Genomic DNA, 24,611 nt, shown 5'->3' on the forward strand with positions numbered 1-24,611 from the left:
AAAATCCAATTAGGGAGCAATCATTGCCATGGCTACGTTACACGGGAGCCGACCGGGCGTTTGGTTACTGCTGATCGCCGCACTTATCGGGGGAGCGTTAGCGCTTTACGCTTATTTGACACCGTTGACCGGCGTTACCGGAACCCTTGGCGCGCTGGTAGCCATACTGGGGTGCGCGATACTGGCAGCGGCGGCGGCAGGGCTTTTCAAGCTGCACCAGGGCGCCGGGCTTGTCGTACTTCGCGTGCTTATTTTACTGGGGTTGGCGGGTACATTTTTTGCCGCCCTGCTACTTCATCAGTGGCTGCTGGCCGCGGTACTGGTGATCGGCCTTGTGGGGCTGGTCATCGACGTCGCCCGCGCTTCTTCTCGTACACCCGGCCATCCTTGAGGCGCATCATGTCAAACGATCACGGTTTTTCCTCGCGCCCTGCCCTGCGCCTTTTCCCCGGTTTGACGCCGCTTGCGCTCTCGACGCTGCTCCTGGCGCCGCTGCCGCTACTGGCTCAACCAACGCAAGCGCCTGACGAGGCGCCGGATGCGCAAGCGCGTCCCGAGAACAGCGCCGCACCCATCCCCCTGGTGCCCGAAGGCGGCGTGTGGGACGGCTTTCATGGCCAGCTCAACGCGCAAAAATATAGCCCGCTTGACCAGATCAACGTCGACAATGTCGGCGAGCTCGAAAAAGCCTGGGAATTTCATACCGGGGACGTCTCCGATGGCTCCGGCGACATCGCGCCCACGGTCTGGTCGGCCACGCCGGTGTTTGCCAACGACACGGTTTATATCGGCACGCCGTTTTATCGGGTGTTCGCCCTCGACCCGGCCACCGGCGAAGAGCGCTGGCGCTTCGATACCGCCTCGAGTCAGGAGGCGCTAACCCAGCCGGCGCTCAAAAGCCGCGGCGTGGCCTACTGGGAGGCCGACGACCCCGTCGAGGGGGAAGCCTGCCAGAAGATCGTCTACTTCGGCACCATGGATGCCCAGCTCTTTGCGCTGGACGCCGATAGCGGCGAGCTCTGCGAAGAGTTTGCTGACGGCGGCGTATTGAACGTCGACGAGTGGAACAACATGCCCGAAAACTGGCCGCTGTCGCTTCTGCAGCCGCCCACCGTGGTGGGCGACCGGCTGATTCTGGGCTGGGCGGGCAAGGATTGGGAAGAGAGCGAAGCGCCGGCAGGCACGGTGTTCGGTCTCAACGCGCGCACCGGCGAGCGCGAGTGGACCTTCGAGGCGCTGACGCAAGAGATGCGCGAACGAAGCGGCACCGCCAACGTCTGGACCCACATGAGCGCCGACGAGGAGCTAGGGCTCGTTTACCTGCCCGTGGCCTCGCCCTCGCCCAACTTCTGGGGCGGCAACCGTACCGAAGAAGTGCCGCTGGCGACTTCAACCACCGCACTGGATATCGAAACCGGCGAGGTGGTCTGGTCGCGTCAGTGGGTGCATCACGACATCTGGGATTACGACATCAACGCCGCGCCGACGCTGATGGACATCACCGTCGATGGTGAAGAGATTCCCGCCTTGATGCAGGCCACCAAAATGGGCTTTCTGTTCGTGGTCAACCGCGAAACCGGCGAGGACGTCTGGCCGATCGAGGAGCGCGAAGTGCCCGGTGGCGATGGCAATGTAGAGGGTGAGGTGTATGCGCCCACCCAGCCTTTTCCCACCCTGCCCGCGCCGCTTCTGGACCAGTCCGAGAAACCCAAGGTATGGGCCCTGGCTGATGCGGTCAGCTTCGGCCAGTGTTCGGCGCTTTGGGACGATCTTTGGTACGAGGGTATGTACACCCCGCCCACCACCGAAGGCGAAGGGACGCTGGCCTACCCGGACAGCGCCGGCGGCGTGCAATGGGGCGGCGTGGCGTTCGACCCGCAAAGCCAAACCGCGGTGGTGAACACCTCGCATATCGTGCAGTACATCAAGCTTTTCGATCGCGATACGTATATCGAAGCGGATAGCGGCTCGGGCAACGAGAGCGGCTTTGCGCCCCAGGAAGGCGCGCCCTACGGGATGCGTTTGGAAGTGGCGCTGAACTGGCTGGGTATGCCCTGTTGGGAGCCGCCCTTTGGCGAGCTCGTTGCGCTGGACATGACCAGCGGCGAGGTCAAATGGCGCCGTCCGGTGGGCGCCTCGCAGCAGTTCGGCTTCTTCATGCCGGAGCGCTGGGGCTCGCCGACCATCGGCGGCCCGGCGGTCACCGCCGGGGGCCTGATCTTCATCGGCGCCTCCATGGATGCCAAGGTACGCGCCTATTCGCTGGAAACCGGCGAGCAGCTCTGGTCGGACCAGGCCCAGGCGCCGGTGGTTTCCAACCCGTCGGTGTATGAGTACCAGGGCCGCCAGTACGTGGCCTTCGTCGCCGGGGGGAATACCATCCTGAAAGACCACGTGGGCGACCAGGTCGTCGTGTACGCGCTCCCCGAGTAACTGCAGATGCAGCGCTATCGAGGCGGCCTCAAAGGCCGCCTTTTTAGTGAGTAGCACTTGGGAATAGAACTTGGGAATAGCATTTGAGAGTAGCGCTTAGCGTCAACGCAGTGTCATCTTCGACGAGTAGGCTCACTCCCCGGTTACCGATGCCGATAACGTTTGGGGAGTTAAATGAAAAAAGTAACGACACTGGTTTTGCTGTTCGCGCCGGTGCTGGCCCTGGCCGGCGAAGAGGCCTCGCGGCCGGTGATTGAACACCTGACGCTGGGCGAACTGCGCCCGACCCAGCCGGCACTGGGGTATCGTCAGATGGATTACAAGCAGGGGCGTTTTGCCCTCGATCGGGAAAAACTGTTCGACGAATACTGCGAAACCGCCGGGCAAGGCGAAATCGCCACCTTCGATGACGCCTCGATGCTCGAGGATATCGAAAGCTTTCGCTGCCAGGACGAGGTCGGCACGCATACCGGCGATATGAAAACGGCGGTGATTGCGCCCAACGGCGAGCGCTACCTGACCGACGGTCATCACACCTTCAGCAATTTCATTACCCAGCAAGGGCCGGCGTTTGAAATGCCGGTGCTGATCACCGATGACTACAGCGAGCTGGCGGATATGCAGCGCTTTTGGGACACCCTGCAAGACGAGCGCCAGGTGTGGCTCGACGCCCCGAATGGCACCATCACGCCGGACGAGCTACCCACCGCATTGGGCCGGGAGCATCAGATGGACGACGCCTGGCGTTCACTGGTCTACTTCACTCGCGGCGTGGGCTACGTCAAGCCCGCCACGCCACCGCCCTTTCTGGAGTTTTACTGGGGGCAGTGGCTTGCCGAGCGACTATCGATGGATGCGCTCGATTTGACCACTCAAGAAGGTTACGCCGAGGCCGTGGCCCAGGCGGCGCGGCTCATGGTCGACACCTCAAGCGAAACGGTGATCGCCGAGACGGCTCAGGGGCCGCTAACCGCCAGGGCGATGGGCCAGCTCGACGCCTTCGACCAAAGCGCGCTCGATAAACTTTCAAGCGAGCGCGGCAAGCTCACCTACGCGTTCTCCCAGGAGTAAAAAGCCGGACCTCGCGCCTGTTGCCCGGGCGCGGGGTCAACGACGCCTTGAAGTCTCGGCCGCCTCGCCCTGCCTGGTCAGCGCGGCTTCCATACGATCGAGCTGCGCTTGCAGGTTGCGTACGTCGCCGCGCAGCGCGCTCAGCTCCGCCTCTTCGCCTTCGCCGTTATCCAGCGCCATCTGGGCGCTCTCCTTTTGCATCACGTCCAGCACGATGCCGATCATCATGTTCAAAAAAACGAAGGCGTTCAAAAAGATGAACGTGAGGAAGTAGATCCAGGCGTAGGGAAACTGCTCCATGGTCGGGTACAACACCGCCGTGGCCCAGCTCTCGAAGGTGGCGACCTGAAAGAGCGTCAGCATGGCCAGCGCAATGTTGCCCCAGAGCTGTTCGTCGACGGTGTGGAACAAGAAACTACCGATCGCCGCGTAAATATAAAAGATGATGAACATCAAAAGCGCCACATAGCCCATGCGCGGGATCGATTTCAAAAGCGCCGAGAGCAGCATTTGAAGCTCCGGGATCATCGACACCAGGCGCAGCACGCGGAAGATACGCAGAAGCCTGGCCAGCAGCACCATCTCGGACTCATCCATGGGGATGAGACTGGCGGTGACGATCAAAAAGTCGAATATGTTCCAGCCCTTCTTGAAGAAGTCTCTAAGCCGGGGCTCGGCGGCCATACGAATGAGCACTTCGACCAAAAAGAAGACCGTCACTGCTACATCCAGATACCCCAGCCACTGCTCGAACCGGCTCACCTCATCGTAGGTGCGCGCGCCGATCACCAGCGCCGAGATGACGATGATCGCGATCACGACGGTCTCGAAAATCTTGTTACTACGCAGCTGCTCGAAACGGGCCTGCCAGGTGCTAAACGAAGTGCTCATGACTCAAAGGGTCTCTCGTACGCGATAGCGTGAATCCGGGGGTAAAGCCTGGGCATTATTCCTTTGGAGGTGCCGGCAACGCAAACCCTGGCGCGCATTTAAACGCGGGCCGCCATGGAAGTGATAGAATGAGGGCTTCCCTTTTTAATTAACCCACTACGACTAAAGCCGCAAACCCCCTCGACAAATGGTATTCTCCCGCGGTCTGTTTACACTGTTTCAGCTGGAAAGCGCCTAGCGCGCAATGCCACGTTCTATACCTTGTGCTGGATGCCCCAATGACACTGCTTTGGATTGTTTTACTCCCCTTACTGGGCGTGCTGATGCCGGTCATCGCTGGTAAACGCTCGCGTTTGACGTGCTCGCTTGCCACCGCCATCGCGCCGGCCATTGCGCTGGGCCTGACGCTTTGGCAGATCCCGGCACTCGGTGAAGGCCAGCCGTTGCGGTTTTTCGCCGAGTGGCTGCCCGAGCTTGGCCTTGCACTGGCCTTTCGCCTGGACGGGTTGTCGCTGCTCTTCAATCTCTTGATTTTGGGCATTGGACTGCTGATTCTGCTCTACGCTCACTTCTATCTTTCGAAAGAGGAGCCGGTGGGGCGTTTTTACAGCTTCTTGATGCTGTTCATGGCATCGATGGTGGGAATTTCGCTCTCCAATAACTTATTGCTGCTGTGGCTCTTTTGGGAGCTTACGAGCCTATCGTCGTTTCTTTTGATCGGCTTTTGGTCCCACCGCAACGATGCCCGTAAAGGCGCGCGCATGGCGCTGACCGTGACCGGCGCCGGCGGGCTTGCCCTGCTCGCCGGGCTTTTGCTGCTGGGCAGTATCGCCGGCAGTTTCGACATGGACACGGTACTGGCAAGTGGCGCGATGATCGTCGAGGACCCGCGTTATCCGGTCATGCTCGGGCTGATTCTGCTCGGCGCGTTTACCAAGTCCGCGCAGTTTCCGTTTCATTTCTGGCTACCCAACGCCATGGCCGCGCCCACGCCGGTCTCGGCGTATCTGCACTCGGCCACCATGGTCAAGGCGGGTATATTTTTGATGGCGCGCCTGCACCCGGCGCTCGCGGATAGCGCCCTGTGGCAACTCGTGGTCCCGGTGGTGGGGATGATCACGCTGATTTACGGCGCCTGGTTCGCGTTTTTCAAAACCGACTTGAAGGGCATACTCGCCTACTCGACGATCAGTCATTTGGGGCTGATCACGGTGCTTTTGGGTATCGGCAGCCCCATGGCGGTGCTGGCGGCGCTTTTCCATATCATCAACCACGCGGCCTTCAAGGCGGCGCTTTTCATGATTGCCGGTATCATCGACCACGAAGCGGGTACCCGCGAGCTCAAGCAGCTTGGGCGGCTAAGAAAAAGTATGCCGGTCACCGCCCTGCTTCTGACGCTGGCCGCCGCCGCCATGGCCGGCGTGCCGCTGTTCAACGGCTTCATCTCCAAGGAAATGTTCTTTACCGAGACCCTGGAGAGCCCGCTTTTGGGTGGGCTTAGCTGGCTAATACCGGCGCTGGCGACGCTTGGCGGTATTCTATCGGTCGGATACTCGGTGCGTTTGGTGGTGGCGGTATGCCATAAAGAGCCGCGTCAGGCGTCGCCCAGGACGCCGCACGAGCCGCCCTACTTGATGCGCCTGCCAGTGGAAATCCTCGTGGGCATCTGCCTGCTGGTGGGTATCCTGCCCGCCTTCATGGCCACCGGGCTGCTGGATCTGGCCACGCAAGCAGTGTTGCAAGCGCCGCTCGATTTTCATCTATCGCTCTGGCACGGCTTTAACCTGCCGCTATTGATGAGTGTGATCGCCTTTATAGTCGGCGCGGCGCTTTACTGGCGGCATCACGATCTACGCCGCTTTACCAGCGGCTTCGCGCCCATGGATGCCAGCCGTATTTTCGAGCGCACCGTGGTCAGCCTTGCGCACCGCTGCGAGCTTTTGATCACCGCCTGGGACGGCCAGTCGCTTCAGCGCTATATGGGCTGGCTGCTGCTGGCGACCCTGGTCATGGGCGCGGTGGGGCTTTCGCAAATCACCGAGCTGACCGGCGAGCTTGGCAACCAGCCAGTGGACGGCATCGTGCTGTTCGGCGCCTTGATGCTGATTTTTGGCGGCCTGGCCACCGCCGTGACCCACCGCTACCGGCTGATATCGCTTTTGATGCTCTCGGTGGTCGGGCTTTTCGTGGCACTGACCTTCGCGCGTTTTTCGGCGCCGGACCTGGCACTGACCCAGCTCTCGGTCGAGGTCGTGACCATGATCCTTTTGATGTTGGCGCTGTTTTTCCTGCCGCAAAAAACGCCGCCGGAATCCAGCCCCAAGCGTAACCTGCGCGATATCCTGCTGGCCGGCGCGGTCGGCGGCGTGGTGGCGAGCCTCAACTACGCGGTGATGACCCGCGAAACGCTCTCGATTTCGCAGTTTTTCATGGAGAACAGCGTACCCGGCGGTGGCGGCCATAACGTGGTCAACGTCATTCTGGTCGATTTCCGCGGCTTCGATACCCTGGGTGAAATCACCGTGCTGGCGCTGGCCGGTCTTGCCATTTTCAAACTGTTGAATCGGCTTAGGCTGTTCATTCCACACAGCGACAGCGAAGGTCGCCTCTGGTCGCCGGACCGCTACCCGGCGATTCTTACCTCGATTTCACTGGCGCTTTTACCGCTGGCCCTGCTGGTGTCGGCGTTCATCTTCATTCGCGGGCACAACGAGCCCGGCGGCGGCTTTATTGCCGGTTTGATTACCGCGGTCGCGCTCATTCTGCTTTATATGGCCCGTGGCGTTGAGTGGGCGCAAGAGCGCCTGGACTTCCCCTTCCAGCCCGTCGCGGTGGTGGGCGTGGCCGTTGCCACCCTGACCGGCCTGGGGAGCTGGCTGTTCGGTCACCCGTTCTTAACCTCTGCCTTTAGCTATTTCAGCCTGCCATTAGTGGGCAAGTTCGAGCTGGCCACGGCGCTTTTATTCGATCTAGGGGTGTACCTGGCCGTGGTCGGGGCAACGCTGATGATTCTGGCGAACCTGGGCAAGGTGACCACCGCGCACCGCCCGGTGGTCAACGCCACGAAAGACGACAACACCGCGGCGGCAATCAACAAGGAGACGCCCTGATATGGAAACGCTCTACGCAATCACCACTGGCGTTCTCAGCGCCAGCGGGCTCTATCTAACGCTTAGAGGGCGTACCTTTCCCGTAGTGGTCGGCCTGACCCTTTTATCCTACGCGGTGAACCTGTTTTTGTTCTCGATGGGCGGGCTGACCTCCGATGGAGCCACCATCGTTCACGGTGAAGGCACCTATGCCGACCCGCTGCCCCAGGCACTGGTTCTCACCGCTATCGTGATCGGCTTTGCGATGACCGCGTTCGTGGTGATTTTGGCGATGCGCGCGCGCAGCGAGCTGGGTAACGACCAGGTAGACGGCAAGAAGGAAGACCGCGAATGATGCAACACCTTGTAGTTTTTCCCATCGTGGTGCCGTTGATCGCGGGCATTTTGATGCTTTATCAGCGCCAGGGGCTGGTGCGCTTCAAACGCGTGGTCAGCGTAGGCGCCACTGCGCTTTTGGTGGTAGTGGCCGCCGCCCTGGTCGGGCGTGTCTCCAGCGGCGAGATCCTCTACTACGCGCTGGGCGATTGGCAGCCGCCGTTTGGTATCGTGCTGGTGCTGGACCGCCTCTCTGCGCTGATGCTGCTGCTGACCTCCGTGCTTGCCCTGGGCGCGGTGGTGTTCGCCTGCGCCGGCGACGATGAAAAAGGCAGCAACTTCCACGGCCTGTTTCAGTGGCAGCTTTTGGGTATCAACGGCGCCTTTTTGACCGGCGATCTGTTCAACCTGTTCGTGTTTTTCGAGGTGCTGCTGCTGGCCTCCTACGCGCTGCTACTGCACGGCGGCGGCAAGGCGCGTATTCAGTCCGGGGTGTATTACGTCGTGCTGAACCTGGCGGGGTCGTCGCTTTTTTTGATTGCCGCGGGCATCCTTTATGGCGCCACCGGCACGCTGAACATGGCCGACATGGCGATTCGCGTCGCCGAGCTTCCCGCCGAGCGCCAGGGTATCGTGACCGCAGGGGCGCTGATGCTGCTGGTGGTGTTTGGCCTGAAAGCCGCGATCTTGCCGCTCTACTTCTGGCTGCCCCGCGCCTACTCCGTAGCGCCGGCGCCGGTGGCGGCGCTGTTCGCCATCATGACCAAGGTGGGTATCTACGCCATTCTGCGCGTTTATCTCTTGGTATTCGGTGAAAGTGCCGGCGCGCTTGCCGCCCTGGAGCAGGCCTGGGTGTGGTGGCTCGGCCTTGCCACCCTCGTCGCATCGCTGGTGGGCATTATGGCCGCCCAGGATCTTCGCCTGCTCGTTTCGTATCTTGTGCTGCTGTCGGTGGGTACGCTGCTGGTCAGCGCAGGAATGCGCAGCGAAGCGGGGGTCTCGGCGCTACTTTACTACCTGATTCATACCACCCTGATCACCGGCGGGCTCTTTTTGCTGGCCGAGATGATTGGCATGCAGCGGGGCAAGGCTGGCACACGGCTGGTGAAGGCACGCCCACTGGTACAGGGCAAAGCGCTGGGGCTTTTGTTTCTTATCGGCGCGGTGGCCGTGGTCGGCGTGCCGCCGCTTTCCGGTGCTATTGGCAAGGCGCTGGTACTTAACGCCGCCGAAGGCGCCCAGCGCCTGTGGCTCTGGCCGACGTTGCTGATCGCGAGCCTGGCATCGCTGATCGCGCTTTCCCGCGCGGGCTCGACGCTTTTCTGGCGCAGCGCCCAGGGAAGCCCGAGTGGCGCTAAGCTTTCCGGGTTTCAGTGGTTTGGCGTGGTGTGGCTATTGAGTGCGGCGCCGCTTTTAGTGGTATTCGCCCATCCGGTGAGCGTTTACACTCAAGCCACCGCCGAGCAGCTCGCCAACCCCGAACGTTTGACCGACACGCTTATTTCTGAATCACGAGGCCGCTTATGATACCGCCGCGTAGATGGCTACCCACGCCGGTCTTATCACTTTTGCTGCTGTTCGTGTGGCTTTTGATGGCGCGTAGCTACGCCCCCGGGCAGATACTGCTGGGTGGCATACTGGCGATCATCATTCCGCTGGTGACCTACCGCTTTTGGGATACGCAGCTTCGCATCAAAAAACCCTGGATGCTGGTGCGCTTCATCCTTCGCGTGCTCAAGGATATCGTGGTGGCCAACTTCGAAGTGGCGCGCCTGGTCGTCAACCCCTGGAAGCGGCTCAATCCGCACTTCATCGAGTACCCGCTGATGCTGGAGGAGCGCTTCACCATCACCTTGCTGGCCAGTACTATCAGCCTGACCCCGGGTACAGTGTCCGCCAACCTGCGCCTGGACGGCCAATCGCTTTTGATCCATGCGCTGGATGTCGAGGACGAGCAGGCGCTGATCGACCAGATTCGCGAGCGTTACGAGCGCCCTCTCAAGGAGATTTACGAATGTTGAGCGTGGCTTTATACCTCACCTCGACCCTGGTGGTCATCGCGCTTTTGCTGAACCTGTTCCGGCTGATCATCGGGCCGGACCTGCCCGATCGGGTGCTGGCGCTGGACACCATGTACGTCAATTCGATCGCGCTGATCGTGCTACTGGGGCTTTGGCTGGGCACCAAGACCTACTTCGAGTCGGCGCTTTTGATCGCCATGCTCGGTTTTATCAGCACGGTGGCGGTATGCAAATACATTCTGCGCGGGGATATCATCGAATGAGCCTGTCAACGACTCACAAAGGAGCGCTTGCATGTCGTTTTTAGCCGAGGCGTTCGTCTCTGTTCTACTGCTTACCGGCGGCATTTTCGTGTTTATCGGCTCATTAGGCATGGCCCACCTGCGCGACTTTTATATGCGCCTGCACGGGCCTACCAAGGCCTCTACCCTGGGGATCGGCTGCATGCTGGTCGCCTCGATGGGCTATTTTTGGGGGACCGATGGCCACATCGATATTCAGGAAATGCTGATCACGCTGTTTTTGTTCATCACCGCGCCGGTCAGCGCCCACCTGCTCGCCAAAACGGGCCTGCACCTGCGCGTCAGGCACGCACAGAAAACCGGCGGCGTGCCCTTCGAGCTTCGCGACGAGGAAGTCGGCAAAAAGCCGGTGCCGCATCCGGACAAGGGCCACGGCTAAGCCTGATGCAGGTACAAAAAAAGCGGCGCTCGGCGCCGCTTTTTTTATAAGGCGTTTTAACCCACCAGCTCTTCTTCCGAGTGACCCAGAAGATAAAGCAGGCCATCGAGCCCGGCGGTGGTCAGCGCCTGGCGGGCCTGGGCACGCACCACGGGCTTGGCACGAAACGCTACGCCCATGCCGGCCTGGGCCAACATCTTAAGATCGTTGGCCCCGTCGCCCACCGCCACGGTTCGAGCAAGCGGCCACCCCTGGCGGCTGGCGATCTCGGTCAACAGCGCGGCCTTGCGCTCGGCGTCCACGATCGGTTCCTGCGTCGCGCCGGTCACCTTGCCCGCTTCGACCACCAGCGCATTGGCATGCACCTCGTCAAAGCCCAAGGCGCGCTGCAGGTAGTCGGCAAAGTAGGTGAAGCCGCCGGAGAGAATCGCCGTGCGGTAGCCTAGTCGCTTGAGGTTGGTTATCAGCCGCTCGACACCCTGCATCAGCACAAGCTCATCGGCGATGCCTTGCAGCACCGACTCGTCAAGACCTTCGAGCTTGCTCATGCGCGCGCGAAAGCTCGCCTTGAAATCGAGCTCGCCCCGCATGGCGCGCTCGGTCACTTCCGCCACGGCCTCGCCCACGCCGTGGCGCTTGGCCAGCTCGTCGATCACCTCGGCCTGAATCAGGGTAGAGTCCATATCGAAGCAGACGAGCTTGAACGGCGCCTCGGGTTGGGTGTGAACGACGATATCCACCGGGTGGGCTTCACTCACCGCCAGCGCCGCCTCGCGAAACGCCTCCCACTGGGCGCTGTCGCCCTCGACCAGGTACTCGAGCGCGTCCTGGCTATCGCCATTGGCGGTATCCGCCAGGCGCCTGGCGCTCTGCTCATGCAGACCGAACCGCTCCTTGAGCTCGGCCACTGCGGATTCGATGGCCGGCGTCAAACGCGGCGCCAATACGGTCAAAAGCTTCTCACTCGATGCCACGACTCACTCCCCTGCCTCTAAACGGTCTACCTTTTGAAACCCACGGGGAAGCTTGCTGCCTCGCCGTCCGCGCTCGCCGCGGTAGTACGCCAAATCGCTCGCTTTCAACGTGAGCTTGCGCTTGCCGGCGTGGATGACCAGCTCGGCGTTTTCGCCCACCACGGTGATGTCGCGCACGAACTCCTCGCGCCGCGCGGCCCGGGCGCCGGGGATATCGAGCATCTTGTTGCCCTTGCCCTTACTCATTTCCGGCAGTTGTTCGAGCGGGAAGAGCAAAAGCCGCCCTTCGTTGGAAACCAGCGCCACCCAAAGCGCCTCGCCTTCCGGCACGGCGATGGGCGCCATGACGTTGCACCCCTTGGGCAGGCTGAGCACCGCCTTGCCAGCCTTGTTCTTGCCGGTCAAATCGCCCAGTTTAGCCATGAAACCGTAGCCGCCGTCGCTTGCCATCAGGTAGCGCTGGGTAGGCGGGGCAAGCATCATGCCGGCCATCTGGGCGCCGGCGGCCACGTTCGCCCGCCCGGTAATCGGTTCGCCTTGGCCTCTAGCGCTTGGCAGATTGTGGGCGCTCAGGGTATAGGCGCGCCCGGTGTCGTCGATCAGTACCAGCGGCTGGTTGGTCTTGCCCCGGCTTGCCAGCTGGTAGCGGTCGCCGGCCTTGAACGAGAGCCCGGCGGGGTCGATGTCGTGGCCCTTGGCCGCGCGAATCCAGCCCTTCTCGGAGACCACCACGGTAATCGGGTCGGCGCCGAGCAGCTCGACTTCCGAAAGCGCTTTGGCCTCGCTTCGCTCGACCAGCGGCGAGCGGCGGGCGTCGCCGTGCTCCTTGCCGGCGGCGCGAATCTCTTTCTCGATCAGCGTGGTCAGCTTGGCTTCGCTGCCCAGAAGGCCTTGCAGCGTCTTGCGCTCTTTTTCGAGCTCTTCCTGCTCGCCGCGAATCTTCATCTCTTCGAGCTTGGCCAGGTGGCGCAGGCGAAGCTCCAGAATCGCCTCGGCCTGGCGCTCGGAAAGCGCAAAGGCCTCGATCAGGGCGGCCTTTGGCTCGTCCTCTTCGCGGATGATGCGAATCACTTCGTCGAGATTGAGATACGCCGTCAGCAGGCCTTCGAGAATGTGCAGGCGGTCTTCCACCTTGCCCAGCCGGTGTTCCAGGCGCCGGCGCACCGTGGCGCGGCGGAAAGTAAGCCACTCGGCCAGCATGTCCGGTAGCGCCATGACCCGCGGGCGGCCGTCCAGGCCGATCACGTTCATGTTCACGCGCACGTTCTTTTCGAGATCCGTGGTGGCGAACAGGTGCGCCATCAGGGATTCGACGTCCACACGGCTCGAGCGCGGCTCGATCACCAGGCGCGTCGGCTCTTCGTGGGTCGACTCGTCGCGCAGGTCCGCCACCATGGGCAGTTTTTTGGCCTGCATTTGGGCGGCAATCTGCTCGAGCACCTTGGCACCGCTCACTTGATACGGCACCGCGGTGATGACGATATTCGCCTCTTCGCGCACGTACCGGGCGCGAAGTTTGACCGAGCCGCGCCCGGACTCGTAGAGCTTACGCAGATCCGCCGCCGGGGTGATGATCTCGGCATCCGTCGGGAAATCCGGCGCCGGGATGAATTCCATCAGGTCCGTGGTGGTGGCACCGGGGTTACGCAGCAGATGGCAGGTGGCCTCGACGACTTCGCTCACGTTGTGCGGCGGAATGTCGGTGGCCATGCCCACGGCAATGCCCGTACCGCCGTTGAGCAGCACGTGGGGCAGGCGCGCCGGCAGCACGACGGGCTCTTGCATGGTGCCATCGAAATTGGGCGCCCACTCGACGGTGCCCTGGCCAAGCTCGCCCAGCAACATCTCGGCGAATTTGGAAAGCTTGGCCTCGGTGTAGCGCATGGCCGCAAAGGATTTGGGGTCGTCCGGGCTTCCCCAGTTGCCCTGGCCGTCCACCAGCGGGTAGCGGTAGCTAAAGGGCTGCGCCATGAGCACCATGGCTTCGTAACAGGCGCTGTCGCCATGCGGGTGGAATTTACCCAGTACATCGCCCACGGTACGCGCGGACTTCTTGTACTTGGCGTTGGCGTTCAACGCCAGTTCGCGCATGGCGTAGATGATGCGCCGCTGCACGGGCTTCATGCCGTCGCCGATGTTGGGCAGCGCGCGGTCCAGAATCACGTACATCGAGTAGTCGAGGTACGCTTTTTCGGTGTAGTCGCGAAGGGACAGGCGCTCGACGTCGCCCTCCGCCACTTGAATATCCATGGTCATCGGGGGTTATACCTCAATGTCTGCGAGGTTGCCGTAATTTTCCAGCCACTGCTTGCGGTCGCCGGCGCGCTTCTTGGCCAACAGCATGTCCATCATTTCCATGGTGCCGTCGCCTTCACTGAGAGTGAGTTGGACCAGCCGGCGGGTTTCGACCGCCATGGTAGTCTCTCGAAGCTGCAGCGGGCTCATCTCACCCAGGCCCTTGAAGCGCTGAACGTTCGGTGTGCCGCGCTTTTTGGCGAGCTGCTTGAGAATCGCCGCCTTCTCGCTTTCATCCAGGGCGTAGTGCACTTCCTTGCCCAGGTCGATGCGATAAAGCGGCGGCATGGCCACGAACACGTGACCGGCGTCTACCAGTGACGGGAAATGGCGCACGAACAGCGCACACAAGAGCGTGGCGATGTGCAGGCCGTCCGAGTCGGCGTCGGCGAGAATACAAATCTTGTGATAACGAAGCTTCTCGAGATCGGCGCTTCCCGGGTCGGCGCCGATCGCCACGGCGATATCGTGCACCTCCTGGGAGCCGTAAATATCGTGGGTTTCCACCTCCCAGGTGTTCAGAATCTTACCGCGTAAGGGCAAGATTGCCTGGGTTTCGCGGTTACGCGCCTGCTTGGCGCTGCCGCCGGCGGAATCCCCCTCGACCAGGAAAAGCTCGCTTTGCGAGGGGTCCTGGCCGGAGCAGTCGGCAAGCTTGCCCGGTAGCGCCGGCCCAGAAGTGACCTTCTTGCGCGCGACCTTCTTGGCCTTTTTCTGGCGGCTTTGCGCGGCGCTGATCACCAGCTCCGCAAGCTGCTCGGCCTGATCCACATGGTGGTTCAGCCATAACGAGAAGGCGTCTTTAACGACATTGGAGACGAACGCCGCGATGGTGCGCGAGGAGAGGCGCTCCTTGGTTTGCCCAGCGAACTGCGGGTCGAGCATTTTCACCGAGAGCACGAAGGAGGCGCGCTCCCAAAGATCATCAGCGGTGAGCTTGATGCCCCGGGGCAAAAGGCTTCGGTATTCGCAAAACTCGCGCAGCGCGTCCAAAAGCCCGGAGCGAAAGCCGTTGACGTGGGTGCCGCCCTGGGGCGTGGGAATCAAATTGACGTAGCTTTCCAAAAGCGCCTCGCCGCCCTCCGGCAGCCACTGAATCGCCCAGTCGACACCGTGCTCGTCGTCACTGAAGTGGCCGATGAAAGGCTCGGCGGGTAGTACCTCGTAGCCGTCGGTGGCCTGGGCAAGGTAGTCGCGCAGGCCGTCCGCGTAGGCCCACTCGGTTTGGGTACCGTCGGGCTCGACCAGGTTAACCTTGAGCCCCGGGCAGAGCACCGCTTTGGCGCGCAAAAGGTGTTTTAGCCGGCCCACCGCGAGTTTCGGGCTATCGAAGTAGCTCTCATCCGGCCAGAAGCGCACCAGCGTACCGGTGGCGCGCTTGGCCGCCTTGCCGATCTCGTGAAGCTCGTCGGCCTTTTCGCCGTGTTCGAAAGCGATGGCGTGACGCAAGCCGTCGCGGGTGACTTCGACCTCCAAACGACGTGAGAGCGCGTTGACCACCGACACCCCGACCCCGTGCAACCCGCCGGAGAAGCGGTAGCTCGACGCCGAGAACTTACCGCCGGCGTGCAGTTTGGTCAGAATCAGCTCGACGCCGGACACGCCGTGTTCCGGGTGAATATCGATCGGCATGCCACGGCCGTTATCCATGACTTCGATCGCGCCGTCATCGAACAAAACGACATTGATGGCCGTGGCGTGGCCGGCCAGCGCCTCGTCGACGCTGTTATCGATGACCTCCTGGACCAGATGATTGGGCCGGGAGGTGTCGGTGTACATACCGGGACGCTTACGCACCGGCTCGAGCCCGGACAGGACCTCGATAGAACTCGCGCCGTACTGGGAGGCATCAAACTGGGTCATGTAACGTCGATTCCTGAGAAACAGTGCTAAGGCCGCGCCCAGGTGAACGGGCGCGGCGAAAAAAGGCACAGCATAGCGTAAAAGCAAACTACTGTATATCCAGCCATATCTAGCGCGGCGTTAGAGCCGGCGGCGAGTAATCGCACACCCGTGGGCGTTTACTCCCCGCCCTGCTCTGCCGCCCAGAAGGCCTTGATGAGCCCCTGGCTCGAGGCGTCCAGGCGGCTAACATCGCCCTTGCCTTCCATGGTCGCCAGGGTGTCCTTGGCGATCTCCTTGCCAAGCTCTACCCCCCACTGGTCGAACGGGTTGATGTCCCAAATCACCGCTTGAACGAACACCTTGTGCTCGTAAAGCGCGATCAGCGCGCCCAGGGTTTTGGGCGTCAGCTCGTCCATCAGCACCGTGGTAGAGGGCTGATTACCCCGGTAACGCTTGTGCGCCGGGGGGGTGCCGTCTTCGTCGACGGCGTCGTCACCCAGCATCAACACCCGCGACTGCGCGAAGCAGTTGGCCAAAGAAAGGCGGTGCTGCGCCTTGAGCAGGCGCTTCGTGTCCGGGTCTTCGACCTCGTCGTAGCGCTTGAGCGGGGCGATAAAGTCGCATACCACCGGCTGGGTGCCCTGGTGCAAGAGCTGGTAAAACGCGTGCTGGGCGTTCGGCCCAAGCTGGCCCCAAAGGACCGGGCAGGTGGAGTAGTTCACGCTTTCGCCCTGGCGCGTGACGGACTTGCCGTTGGATTCCATCTCGAGCTGCTCGAGATAGGCGGCGAAATACTCCAGACGCCCGTCATAAGGCAGAATCGAGTGGGCGCGAATATCCAGAAAGTTGACGTTCCAGATGCCGGCCAGCCCCAGCATGACCGGCAGGTTTTGCTCGAGCGGCGCGTCGCGAAAATGACGGTCCATCTCGTGGGCGCCGGCCAGCAGCGCGCGAAAGTTTTCCATCCCGACGATCAACGCGATGGGAAGCCCAATCGTGCCCCAGAGCGAATAGCGCCCGCCGACCCACTCCCAGAACATCAACTGGTGATCCGCCGCGATTCCCCACTCGCACATCTTCTCCGGGCTTGCCGAGACGCCGATGAAGTGTTGGCGAACGATCAGCTCAGCGCTCAAGGGCTTGGCGCCGATCATTTCGTCGTGTTCGGCCAAACGGCCCAGCAGCCAGTCCCTGGCGGTGTTGGCATTGGAAAGCGTATCGATGGTGGTGAACGACTTCGACGACAAAATGAACAGCGTGGTTTCCGGGTTGAAGCGGGCGAGATAATCCGCCAACTGCGAGCCATCCATGGTCGAGGCAAAGTGAACCTCGACCGGGTGAATGTCGTCGGGCCTGTAGTCGGCTAGCGCGTGGGTGACCATCAGCGGGCCCAAATCCGAGCCGCCTACTCCCAAATTGACCACGTGACGAATCGGTTTGCCGGTCGCGCCCCGCCACTGGCCCGCGTGTAGCCTTGCCACCAGTCGCTCCATCGCATCAAGGCTTTCGTGCACGGCGGTAACGACGTTGTCGCCCTCGACCTCAAGCGTGGCATCCGCGGGCAAACGCAGCGCGGTGTGCAGCGCCGGGCGGTTTTCGCTGGTATTGACCCGTTTGCCGCTTAAAAGCGCGTCGATCGCGCCGGGCACGCCCGCCTCGTCCGCCAGCGCCAAAAGGTGCTCCAGGGTGTCGTCGTCCCAACGCTGCTTGGAGAGATCCAGCGTTAGCCCGTTGACCTCACGGGTGAACGTTCGAGAGCGGCTCGCCTCGCCAAAAAGATCCTTCAAGTGCACGTTTTCGAGCGCTCGAGCATGGCGGGTCAGCGCTTGCCACGCGGGTAGCGTGTCGGGAGTGTCGTGTTTTGCCAAAGCCGTTTCCCTCTTTTTGGCGGGTATCCTAAAGCCTGGGACTGTTGTGTTGTGCCGGGGCCGCGTAAACTACGCCCCCTCCACTTTTTAGCCTGGCTTGCCCATGAGTAACGCATCTTACCGTGACGCTATCTTTTCGACACCCCTTGACCGCGTAGCGCGCTTCTCTTTCGACGAGCAGGTAGTCGCGTGCTTCCCCGACATGATCCGCCGATCAGTGCCGGGGTACGGCCAGATTTTGGGCATGCTGAGCCTGATTGCACAGCGCCACCTGCGTCACGGCGCCCACGTCTATGACCTGGGCTGCTCGCTGGGCGCCTCGGGTCTGGCGCTGGCCGGCGCACTCCCCGCGGATGCGTTTCGCTATACCGGGGTCGATGTCTCCCCGGCCATGGCCGAGAAAGCCCGCCAGACGTTTCTGGACGAATGCCCCGACCACGCCATGACGGTGATCGAAGACGATATTCGAACGCTGGAGTATGCACCGTCGGGCATGATCATTTTGAACTTCACGCTACAGTTTTTACCCCCGGCGGACCGCGATGCGCTGCTCGCCCGCCTTTATGCCGCACTGGAGCCCGGCGGCGTTTTGATTCTCTCGGAAAAAACCGTCGACCCGGACGAGCGTGACAACGCCTGGCGGGTCGAGCGCTACCACGACTTCAAGCGCGCCAACGGCTACAGTGATATGGAAATCAGCCAAAAGCGCACCGCCCTCGAGAACGTGCTGATTCCGGACTCCCTGGACGTGCTCCATCAGCGCCTGCAAACCGCCGGCTTCCCCAGGTCGATGACCTGGTTTCAGTATCTGAACTTCGCCTCATTGATCGCGTTCAAGGAGGCTTGAGGTGCCATTACCCGAGGATCACCGAGCACTCTACCAGGCGTTTCTGGATCAGGCGGCGCTGGACGACGCGCTGCTTCCCTGGCTTGCCCGCCTGCCCGAACAGCTCGCCCAGGGGCTCGATAAAAAGCGCCACGGCGACCTTTCCGCCTGGGAAAAAGCAGTCAAGAAGCTGCCGCAGTTGCCCGAGCCGCGCGAGGTATCGCTGACGAGCGACACGGTAACCGTGGACATGGCGCTGGACGAGAGCCAGAGGCGCCAGTGCTTCAACCTGCTCAAAAAGCTCGCGCCCTGGCGCAAGGGGCCGTTCAATCTGGGCGGCATCGAGATCGACACCGAATGGCGCTCGGACTGGAAGTGGCAGCGCGTGGCGCCCCACCTGGCCCCCTTGAAGTATCGCAAGGTGCTCGATGTAGGCGGCGGCAGCGGCTATCACGCTTGGCGGATGGCCGGTCTTGGCGCGGCATTCGTGCTGGTGATCGACCCCTCGCCGCGGTTTTATTGGCAGTTTCAGGCGGTGCGCCATTTCGTCGGCGACGCCGATCATCAGCGCACCCACTTTCTACCAGTGGGCATTGAGGACGTGCCGGAGAACCTGGCCTTCTTCGATACCGTCTTCTCCATGGGCGTGCTCTACCACCGGGTTTCCCCTTTCGAGCACCTGAATCAGTTGAAAGCAGCCCTGGCCCCGGGCGGCGAGCTGGTACTGGAAACCCTGGTGGTCGAAGGCGACGAGCAAACGGTGTTCGTACCCGGCGAGCGCTACGCCGCGATGCCCAACGTCTACTTCCTGCCCTCCTCCAAAGCGCTCTGCCACTGGCTGGAACGCTGTGGCTTCACCAACGTGCGCGTGGTCGACGAAGCGGTCACGACGCTGGAAGAGCAGCGTAGCACGGCGTGGATGACCTACCAGTCGCTTGGGGATTTCCTCGACCCCGATGATCGTAGTCGCACTATTGAAGGCTACCCCGCGCCGCGGCGCGCGGTGGTCATTGCCGATAAACCTGGCATTTAACCCGCAAACGCTAACGGCGCAGAATCACCAACCAGCGTCCCAGGTTCAAAATACTGGCAAGCGAGGCCGCCACGTAGGTGAACGCGCAGGCGGTCAGTACGTGGCGGGCGCCGTTCATATCGTAGGGGGGTACGTACTCTTTCAAAAGCGGAAGCGCTCGGTTGAAGCTGGCGTCGAACTCGACCGGTAATGTCACCAGGTGCACCACGGCGGCGGTACCGAAGCTGATGACGGCAACGCCGATGACCAAGGCGAGACCGCCGGGCAGGCGCGTTAAAATAAATAGAAACGGTGCGGCCATCATCAACAGCGCGCCGAGCTTCTCGGCTTTTTGGGCAACGCCGACCATGCGGCTGCGGGCGATGAGCGGCGCATAGCCATCAAAGTGTTGCAGGGCGTGGCCTACTTCATGGGCGGCGACGGTAACGGCGGTGAGCGAGCGGCCGTCGAAGTGCTCCGGGGTCAGGCGCACCGCGCGCTCGAGCGGGTCGTAGTGGTCGCCCTGCTCGGTTCGCTCGACGGTGACATCTTTTAGATCGAAGCGGCGCAGAAGGTGGCTGGCAAGCTCGGCGCCGGTACCGGGGTAGTCGTCGCGCCCGCGGGTATGGCGCTTGAGCACCCACTGCGCCCAGAGGTTGGGGAGTAGAAAGATGGCCAGTGCCAGCACGATGAGAAGTACGATCATGGTCTCTTCCCCAGCGGATCAAACCCCATGTTGTACCACGTCGCCGAACCGCGTGCACTGAGCATCCGACACCCCTAAACGCCGGCCTCTTCGGCCTCCTCTTTACGATGCTCTTCGACATCACGCTTGACCGCCTCCAAACCACGCGCGGAGATACGGCCCTGCTCATAGGCGTGTTCGGCCATCAACACGCTGTCAGCGGCGAGTATCAGATCGCAGTCGGTGCCGGCCAGCTCTTCGCGAAGCCGTTCGATCGCTTGCTGGCGTTTCGGGTCTTTATCCACCCGGCGAATGTAAATCGCCTTGATGCGGCCGGGGTAGGCTTTTACGACCTCGGTATAGACTTCCGGGTCGTGTTGGCCGCTGTCACCGATCAGCACGCAGGGCATATCGTCATAAAGCCCTAGCATCCGGTCGATCAGGTCACGCTTGTGGTCTTCGGCCTTGCGTGGCCAGGGTTTGCGCCAGGAAATACCCCATTCACGCAGAAACAGAATGGGCCCGACGGGGATACGGTTGAGCTGGAAAAAAGCTTCGAGCATTTCATAAATCGCCCAGGGCCCCCGGGAGACGTACAGAATAGGCCGCTCGGCCTTCTCGCTTTTACCACGATAAAGCGACTGATAAAGGGAGGCCACGCCGGGAAAGGCGGTACGCCGGTGGGGTTTGCGCACGAAAAGACGGTAAAGCATTTTCAGCTTTTCGGCGACCCCGGTAAACATCACGGTATCGTCGATATCGCTGATCACCAGCAGGTCCGCCTCCGGCGGCGGTACGTAAACCTCCGCGCTGGTACGAATAGGGTTTTGCCCTTCGGCGCGAACGAGAATATCTGCCCGATGCCAGGATACATCGATAGGGAGTGCGTGCTCGATCGGCAAGTGGGCATCGAAGTAGCCGTCACGGTCGGTAACCAGCGAAAGCTCGTTCTCACCCACGCAAACATCGACCTGCGCCTCTTTCAAACCACGCCGAAAAATGCGCCGGGCAACGTCGGCGGTATCACGTAAAAAGCCGCGCCGGGGAATGGCGCGGCCTAGTGCCGCCTGTCGAAAGACGCGGCCCATGATGAATATTTCCTTTTGGGACCCGTAGCCACGGTAGGGATGAACCACCATCCCACCGCGGCCACTGTCGCGCTTCATGGGCTTGGCGACAACGTGGACGAGCCGCTTGGCAAAGCTCGCCCACTGGTGGTACCACGCCATTAAGCGTGCTGGCCCGAGTGCTTCCCTTCTTGAATTTCTTCAAGCAGTTTGGAGCAAAAGGCGTCCAGGTCTTTCGGCGTGCGGCTGGATACCAGTGCTTCATCGCAGACCACGGCTTCGTCGACCCAGTTCACACCGGCGTTTTTCAAATCCTGGGCAATGCTGTGTACCGAGGTCATTTTACGACCGTCGACCACACCGGCGTTGATCAAAATCCAGGGGGCGTGGCAGATAGCGCCAACCGGCTTGCCGGCCTGGAAGAAGGCTTTAACGAAGCTCAACGCGTCTTCGTTGGTGCGCAGTTCGTCCGGGTTGAACAAGCCACCCGGCAAGACCAACGCGTGATAGTCGGATTCGGACACGTCGCTAAGCGCTTTATCAGCTTCGTAGGTATCGCCCCAGTCGGTTTCCGCCCAAGCGCGAATGCCTTTGCCATCCGGCGTGACGATATGGACTTCGACACCGTTTTTCTGAAGCGAAGCACGCGGGACGCTGAGTTCGGACTCTTCAAAGCCGTCGGCGGCTAGAATTGCAACGCGTTTACCATTTAGTGCTTGACTCATCGTGCTCTCCTTTTCGTGATGACATGCGTTCGGCCATGCCGTACAACGCCTTACAAGTGTGGCTTATCTTGTACAATCGTCAAGCGCTATTCGTTAACGAATCCGCTTGTCAGGCCACCTAAAACTTGTACAGCCCCACATCCCCCGCTACAAAGTAGCATCCCGCTCGATACGCCGACGTGAAATGACTTGCATAAAAAAAGCCGACCCCGGGGTGACAGGGCCGACCAACGTTCAAAACACAAACTGACGTACAGCTTAAAAAAGCTTACTTATATCTTTCGCATCCCAATGCGGGAAGTGCTTGCGTACCAGGGCGTTCAAGTCGCGCTCGAAAGCGACCCAATCGGTGGTTTGCGTCTGCTCACCTTGCGCGGCCAGGCCACGAATCATCCCCGCGCCAACGGTCACGTTGGTTAGCCGGTCGATGACGATAAAGCTACCGGTACCCGGGCTTGCGCGGTAGTCGTCAAGCGGAATGGCCGCGGTGAGCTCTATCTCGCAGCGGGCGATGGTATTGAGTTCCAGCCGCTCGGCCGGGTAGGTTTCCAGGGTATTCACATCGACCTGATACTCGATGGCCCGAACCTCGCCGGAAAGATCTCGGGTGGCCAGTTTGAAATCATAAAGCTTGCCCGGCGTCAGCGCGTCTTCATGCATCCATACGATGTCGGCTATAAACGCGTTGGAAAGCGGCACCTCGGCGTTCGCCTCGACCAGCCAATCGCCGCGCGAGATATCGATCTCGTCATCGAGGGTCACGGTGATCGCCTGGCCCGGGTAGGCCGCGCTTAAGTCGCCGTCCTGGGTGACGATGCGCGCGACCTTCGACGTTTTACCCGACGGCAGCACCTTGACGCCCTGCCCCGGGCGCAAAATACCCGCGGCCAGGGTGCCGCAGTAGCCGCGAAAGTCCAGGTTGGGCCGGTTGACGTACTGTACCGGCAGGCGCAAATCCGTCAGGTTCTGATCATGGCTGAGCTCGACGCTTTCCAGCAGCTCGATCAGCGTGCGGCTCTCGTAACCCGGGCCAAAATACCAGGGGGTATGGTCGCTTTTGTTGACCACGTTATCGCCGGTCAGCGCCGACAGCGGCACGAAGCGAATATCCGGGGCATTCAGGTTGGTCGCAAACTGCTGGTACTCGCGCTTGATCTCGTTGAAGCGCTCTTCCGAGAACTCGACCAGGTCCATCTTGTTGACCGCGATCACCAAATGCTGGATGCCGAGCAGATCCGCGATGAAGCTGTGGCGCTTGGTTTGGGTCTGCACCCCATAGCGCGCATCGATCAAGATCACCGCCAGGCTCGCCGTGGAGGCACCGGTGGCCATATTACGGGTGTACTGCTCGTGGCCCGGCGTATCGGCGATGATGAACTTGCGCTTATCGGTAGAGAAAAACCGGTAGGCCACGTCGATGGTGATGCCCTGCTCGCGCTCGGACTGCAGGCCGTCGACCAGCAGCGCCAGGTCGACGGCGTCGCCGGTCGTGCCGCTGGTTTTGGAGGCCAGCGTGATCGCGGCGAGCTGGTCCTCGAAGATCATTTGCGAGTCGTGGAGCATCCGCCCGATCAGCGTGGACTTACCGTCGTCGACGCTGCCGCAGGTGATGAACCGTAAAAGGTCCTTGTTTTCATGCTCGTGCAGGTACTGCTCGATGTTATCGGCAATCAGGTTCGACTGGTGTGACATTAGAAGTACCCCTCACGCTTTTTCTTCTCCATCGACCCGACCTGGTCGCGGTCGATGGCTCGCCCGCTACGCTCGCTGGTGCGGGTCAGCAGCATCTCCTGAATGATTTCCGGCAGCGTGGCCGCCGTGGACTCCACAGCACCCGTCAGCGGGTAGCAGCCAAGCGTTCTAAAGCGCACGGATTTCTGCTCGGGTACCTCACCCGGTTCCAGCGGCAGGCGATCGTCGTCGACCATGACCTGCATGCCGTCGCGCTCGACGACCGGGCGCGGGGCGGAGTAGTAAAGCGGCACGATCGGAATCGACTCGAGATAGATGTACTGCCAGATATCGAGCTCGGTCCAGTTGGAGAGCGGAAAAACCCGGATCGATTCGCCCTTGTTGACCTTGGCGTTATAAATGTTCCAAAGCTCCGGGCGCTGGCTTTTCGGATCCCAGCGGTGGTATTTGTCGCGAAACGAGTAGACCCGCTCTTTGGCCCGCGATGCCTCTTCATCGCGACGCGCGCCGCCAAACGCCGCATCGAAACCGTACTTGCTGAGCGCCTGCTTGAGCGCCTGGGTTTTCATGATATCGGTGTACTTGGCGCTGCCGTGATCGAAGGGGTTGATGTTCGCCGCCCGCCCCTCTTCGTTGGTATGCACCAGAAGCTCCATACCCGCATCGACCGCCATGCGATTACGAAACTCGATCATCTCGCGAAACTTCCAGGTGGTGTCCACGTGCAGCAGCGGGAACGGCGGCGGCGCGGGGTAAAACGCCTTGCGCGCCAGGTGCAGCATGACCGAAGAGTCTTTACCGATGGAGTACATCATCACCGGATTGCTGAATTCGGCGGCGACTTCACGAATGATATGAATCGATTCGGCTTCGAGCTGCTTGAGGTGCGTCTGGCGCGCGCCGTCAATCGCGATGGAGGACTCGCGCCGCTGCCCGCTCGGCGGAGCTTTAAACTGGGTCATTGCCTACTCCCTCTAAAAGCACCGGGGTGCTGACTAACGGTGCCTGCAAACGGTGTTTGCCTCATTATCGTCACTGTGAGTAGGGTAACGCCCAAAGGTAATAACCTGAAAGAATTAATAACTATCTTTTTATGCTTT

The 24,611-nt window shown here is 61.3% G+C and carries 21 protein-coding genes; 11 read left to right on the forward strand and 10 right to left on the reverse strand.

The genetic code is table 11. The annotated features are described in order from the left end of the window. The first annotated feature begins 28 nt into the window (after window positions 1-28). The 3 genes from ACWHXT_RS10400 (at window position 29) to ACWHXT_RS10410 (ending at window position 3,504) form a co-directional block, all read left to right on the forward strand. The gene (locus tag ACWHXT_RS10400) at window positions 29-391 is read left to right on the forward strand and encodes a hypothetical protein (protein ID WP_447955774.1); all 363 of its coding nucleotides are present in this window, start codon (window positions 29-31) and stop codon (window positions 389-391) included. Window positions 392-399: 8 nt separating this feature from the next. Beyond that, window positions 400-2,433, forward strand: coding sequence for a pyrroloquinoline quinone-dependent dehydrogenase (locus ACWHXT_RS10405; RefSeq protein WP_447955775.1), 2,034 nt, complete (start codon window positions 400-402; stop codon window positions 2,431-2,433). A 174-nt stretch (window positions 2,434-2,607) separates the two neighbouring features. Next, the gene (locus ACWHXT_RS10410) at window positions 2,608-3,504 is read left to right on the forward strand and encodes a ParB/Srx family N-terminal domain-containing protein (RefSeq protein ID WP_447955776.1); all 897 of its coding nucleotides are present in this window, start codon (window positions 2,608-2,610) and stop codon (window positions 3,502-3,504) included. A 36-nt stretch (window positions 3,505-3,540) separates the two neighbouring features. Here the strand turns inward: ACWHXT_RS10410 and ACWHXT_RS10415 are convergent, their stop codons facing one another. Continuing rightward, on the reverse strand, window positions 3,541-4,395 hold the full coding sequence (locus ACWHXT_RS10415) for an ion transporter (protein ID WP_447926274.1): 855 nt from the start codon (window positions 4,393-4,395) through the stop codon (window positions 3,541-3,543). A 278-nt stretch (window positions 4,396-4,673) separates the two neighbouring features. On the opposite strand from ACWHXT_RS10415, the gene ACWHXT_RS10420 reads away from it, so the two are divergent. The 6 genes from ACWHXT_RS10420 to ACWHXT_RS10445 are packed head-to-tail and all read left to right on the forward strand — an operon-like array spanning window position 4,674 to window position 10,522. Then, window positions 4,674-7,505 carry a monovalent cation/H+ antiporter subunit A gene (locus tag ACWHXT_RS10420; RefSeq protein ID WP_447955777.1) on the forward strand — a complete coding sequence of 944 codons (2,832 nt, stop codon included), beginning with the start codon at window positions 4,674-4,676 and terminating at the stop codon, window positions 7,503-7,505. 1 nt (window position 7,506) lies between these two features. Further along, window positions 7,507-7,839 (forward strand): Na+/H+ antiporter subunit C, encoded by a 333-nt coding sequence (locus ACWHXT_RS10425; protein WP_447529116.1) that lies wholly within the window; start codon window positions 7,507-7,509, stop codon window positions 7,837-7,839. After that, a complete protein-coding gene (locus ACWHXT_RS10430) occupies window positions 7,836-9,347 on the forward strand; it encodes a monovalent cation/H+ antiporter subunit D (protein WP_447926276.1) in 1,512 nt (503 codons plus the stop codon). The genes ACWHXT_RS10425 and ACWHXT_RS10430 overlap by 4 nt, the downstream gene beginning before the upstream one ends. After that, window positions 9,344-9,841, forward strand: coding sequence for a Na+/H+ antiporter subunit E (locus tag ACWHXT_RS10435; protein ID WP_447955778.1), 498 nt, complete (start codon window positions 9,344-9,346; stop codon window positions 9,839-9,841). The genes ACWHXT_RS10430 and ACWHXT_RS10435 overlap by 4 nt, the downstream gene beginning before the upstream one ends. Beyond that, complete coding sequence (locus ACWHXT_RS10440) at window positions 9,835-10,104, forward strand: K+/H+ antiporter subunit F (protein WP_447529119.1); 270 nt, start codon at window positions 9,835-9,837, stop codon at window positions 10,102-10,104. Before ACWHXT_RS10435 ends, ACWHXT_RS10440 begins: the two co-directional genes overlap by 7 nt. Before the next feature lie 31 nt (window positions 10,105-10,135). Beyond that, window positions 10,136-10,522: a Na+/H+ antiporter subunit G gene (locus ACWHXT_RS10445; protein WP_447529120.1), complete on the forward strand. Its 387-nt coding sequence runs from the start codon at window positions 10,136-10,138 to the stop codon at window positions 10,520-10,522. Window positions 10,523-10,578: 56 nt separating this feature from the next. Here the strand turns inward: ACWHXT_RS10445 and serB are convergent, their stop codons facing one another. The 4 genes from serB to pgi form a co-directional block, all read right to left on the reverse strand. Continuing rightward, a complete protein-coding gene (gene serB / locus ACWHXT_RS10450; RefSeq protein ID WP_447955779.1) occupies window positions 10,579-11,496 on the reverse strand; it encodes a phosphoserine phosphatase SerB in 918 nt (305 codons plus the stop codon). A 3-nt stretch (window positions 11,497-11,499) separates the two neighbouring features. After that, window positions 11,500-13,752 carry a DNA topoisomerase IV subunit A gene (gene parC / locus ACWHXT_RS10455; RefSeq protein ID WP_447955780.1) on the reverse strand — a complete coding sequence of 751 codons (2,253 nt, stop codon included), beginning with the start codon at window positions 13,750-13,752 and terminating at the stop codon, window positions 11,500-11,502. A gap of 6 nt (window positions 13,753-13,758) precedes the next feature. Next, window positions 13,759-15,654, reverse strand: coding sequence for a DNA topoisomerase IV subunit B (parE, locus tag ACWHXT_RS10460; protein ID WP_447926280.1), 1,896 nt, complete (start codon window positions 15,652-15,654; stop codon window positions 13,759-13,761). Between the two features lie 158 nt (window positions 15,655-15,812). Continuing rightward, window positions 15,813-17,504 (reverse strand): glucose-6-phosphate isomerase, encoded by a 1,692-nt coding sequence (pgi, locus tag ACWHXT_RS10465; protein ID WP_447955781.1) that lies wholly within the window; start codon window positions 17,502-17,504, stop codon window positions 15,813-15,815. A gap of 103 nt (window positions 17,505-17,607) precedes the next feature. On the opposite strand from pgi, the gene cmoA reads away from it, so the two are divergent. Beyond that, window positions 17,608-18,351 (forward strand): carboxy-S-adenosyl-L-methionine synthase CmoA, encoded by a 744-nt coding sequence (cmoA, locus tag ACWHXT_RS10470; RefSeq protein ID WP_447893603.1) that lies wholly within the window; start codon window positions 17,608-17,610, stop codon window positions 18,349-18,351. Between the two features lies 1 nt (window position 18,352). Continuing rightward, window positions 18,353-19,363 carry a tRNA 5-methoxyuridine(34)/uridine 5-oxyacetic acid(34) synthase CmoB gene (gene cmoB / locus ACWHXT_RS10475; protein WP_447955782.1) on the forward strand — a complete coding sequence of 337 codons (1,011 nt, stop codon included), beginning with the start codon at window positions 18,353-18,355 and terminating at the stop codon, window positions 19,361-19,363. 10 nt (window positions 19,364-19,373) lie between these two features. On the opposite strand, the gene ACWHXT_RS10480 is transcribed toward cmoB, so the two are convergent. The 5 genes from ACWHXT_RS10480 to cysD all read right to left on the reverse strand — a co-directional run bounded on the left by ACWHXT_RS10480 (window position 19,374) and on the right by cysD (window position 24,473). Next, window positions 19,374-20,048 (reverse strand): zinc metallopeptidase, encoded by a 675-nt coding sequence (locus ACWHXT_RS10480; protein WP_447529128.1) that lies wholly within the window; start codon window positions 20,046-20,048, stop codon window positions 19,374-19,376. A 74-nt stretch (window positions 20,049-20,122) separates the two neighbouring features. Next, complete coding sequence (locus ACWHXT_RS10485; RefSeq protein WP_447926292.1) at window positions 20,123-21,256, reverse strand: App1 family protein; 1,134 nt, start codon at window positions 21,254-21,256, stop codon at window positions 20,123-20,125. Continuing rightward, the gene (locus ACWHXT_RS10490; protein WP_447893629.1) at window positions 21,256-21,819 is read right to left on the reverse strand and encodes a type 1 glutamine amidotransferase domain-containing protein; all 564 of its coding nucleotides are present in this window, start codon (window positions 21,817-21,819) and stop codon (window positions 21,256-21,258) included. The genes ACWHXT_RS10485 and ACWHXT_RS10490 overlap by 1 nt, the downstream gene beginning before the upstream one ends. A 258-nt stretch (window positions 21,820-22,077) precedes the next feature. Continuing rightward, complete coding sequence (gene cysN / locus ACWHXT_RS10495) at window positions 22,078-23,511, reverse strand: sulfate adenylyltransferase subunit CysN (protein ID WP_447926293.1); 1,434 nt, start codon at window positions 23,509-23,511, stop codon at window positions 22,078-22,080. Next, the gene (cysD, locus tag ACWHXT_RS10500) at window positions 23,511-24,473 is read right to left on the reverse strand and encodes a sulfate adenylyltransferase subunit CysD (protein ID WP_447926294.1); all 963 of its coding nucleotides are present in this window, start codon (window positions 24,471-24,473) and stop codon (window positions 23,511-23,513) included. The genes cysN and cysD overlap by 1 nt, the downstream gene beginning before the upstream one ends. Between the last annotated feature and the right edge of the window lie 138 nt (window positions 24,474-24,611).

The sequence above is a fragment of the Vreelandella halophytica genome (assembly GCF_968193635.1).

Bases quoted from the DNA above. Each gene is read 5' to 3' on its own strand.
- ACWHXT_RS10400 (WP_447955774.1), top strand. From the start codon at position 29: ATGGCTACGTTACACGGGAGCCGACCGGGCGTTTGGTTACTGCTGATC.
- ACWHXT_RS10405 (WP_447955775.1), top strand. From the start codon at position 400: ATGTCAAACGATCACGGTTTTTCCTCGCGCCCTGCCCTGCGCCTTTTC.
- ACWHXT_RS10410 (WP_447955776.1), top strand. From the start codon at position 2,608: ATGAAAAAAGTAACGACACTGGTTTTGCTGTTCGCGCCGGTGCTGGCC.
- ACWHXT_RS10415 (WP_447926274.1), bottom strand. From the start codon at position 4,395: ATGAGCACTTCGTTTAGCACCTGGCAGGCCCGTTTCGAGCAGCTGCGT.
- ACWHXT_RS10420 (WP_447955777.1), top strand. From the start codon at position 4,674: ATGACACTGCTTTGGATTGTTTTACTCCCCTTACTGGGCGTGCTGATG.
- ACWHXT_RS10425 (WP_447529116.1), top strand. From the start codon at position 7,507: ATGGAAACGCTCTACGCAATCACCACTGGCGTTCTCAGCGCCAGCGGG.
- ACWHXT_RS10430 (WP_447926276.1), top strand. From the start codon at position 7,836: ATGATGCAACACCTTGTAGTTTTTCCCATCGTGGTGCCGTTGATCGCG.
- ACWHXT_RS10435 (WP_447955778.1), top strand. From the start codon at position 9,344: ATGATACCGCCGCGTAGATGGCTACCCACGCCGGTCTTATCACTTTTG.
- ACWHXT_RS10440 (WP_447529119.1), top strand. From the start codon at position 9,835: ATGTTGAGCGTGGCTTTATACCTCACCTCGACCCTGGTGGTCATCGCG.
- ACWHXT_RS10445 (WP_447529120.1), top strand. From the start codon at position 10,136: ATGTCGTTTTTAGCCGAGGCGTTCGTCTCTGTTCTACTGCTTACCGGC.
- parC (WP_447955780.1), bottom strand. From the start codon at position 13,752: ATGACCATGGATATTCAAGTGGCGGAGGGCGACGTCGAGCGCCTGTCC.
- parE (WP_447926280.1), bottom strand. From the start codon at position 15,654: ATGACCCAGTTTGATGCCTCCCAGTACGGCGCGAGTTCTATCGAGGTC.
- cmoA (WP_447893603.1), top strand. From the start codon at position 17,608: ATGAGTAACGCATCTTACCGTGACGCTATCTTTTCGACACCCCTTGAC.
- ACWHXT_RS10480 (WP_447529128.1), bottom strand. From the start codon at position 20,048: ATGATCGTACTTCTCATCGTGCTGGCACTGGCCATCTTTCTACTCCCC.
- ACWHXT_RS10485 (WP_447926292.1), bottom strand. From the start codon at position 21,256: ATGGCGTGGTACCACCAGTGGGCGAGCTTTGCCAAGCGGCTCGTCCAC.
- ACWHXT_RS10490 (WP_447893629.1), bottom strand. From the start codon at position 21,819: ATGAGTCAAGCACTAAATGGTAAACGCGTTGCAATTCTAGCCGCCGAC.
- cysN (WP_447926293.1), bottom strand. From the start codon at position 23,511: ATGTCACACCAGTCGAACCTGATTGCCGATAACATCGAGCAGTACCTG.
- cysD (WP_447926294.1), bottom strand. From the start codon at position 24,473: ATGACCCAGTTTAAAGCTCCGCCGAGCGGGCAGCGGCGCGAGTCCTCC.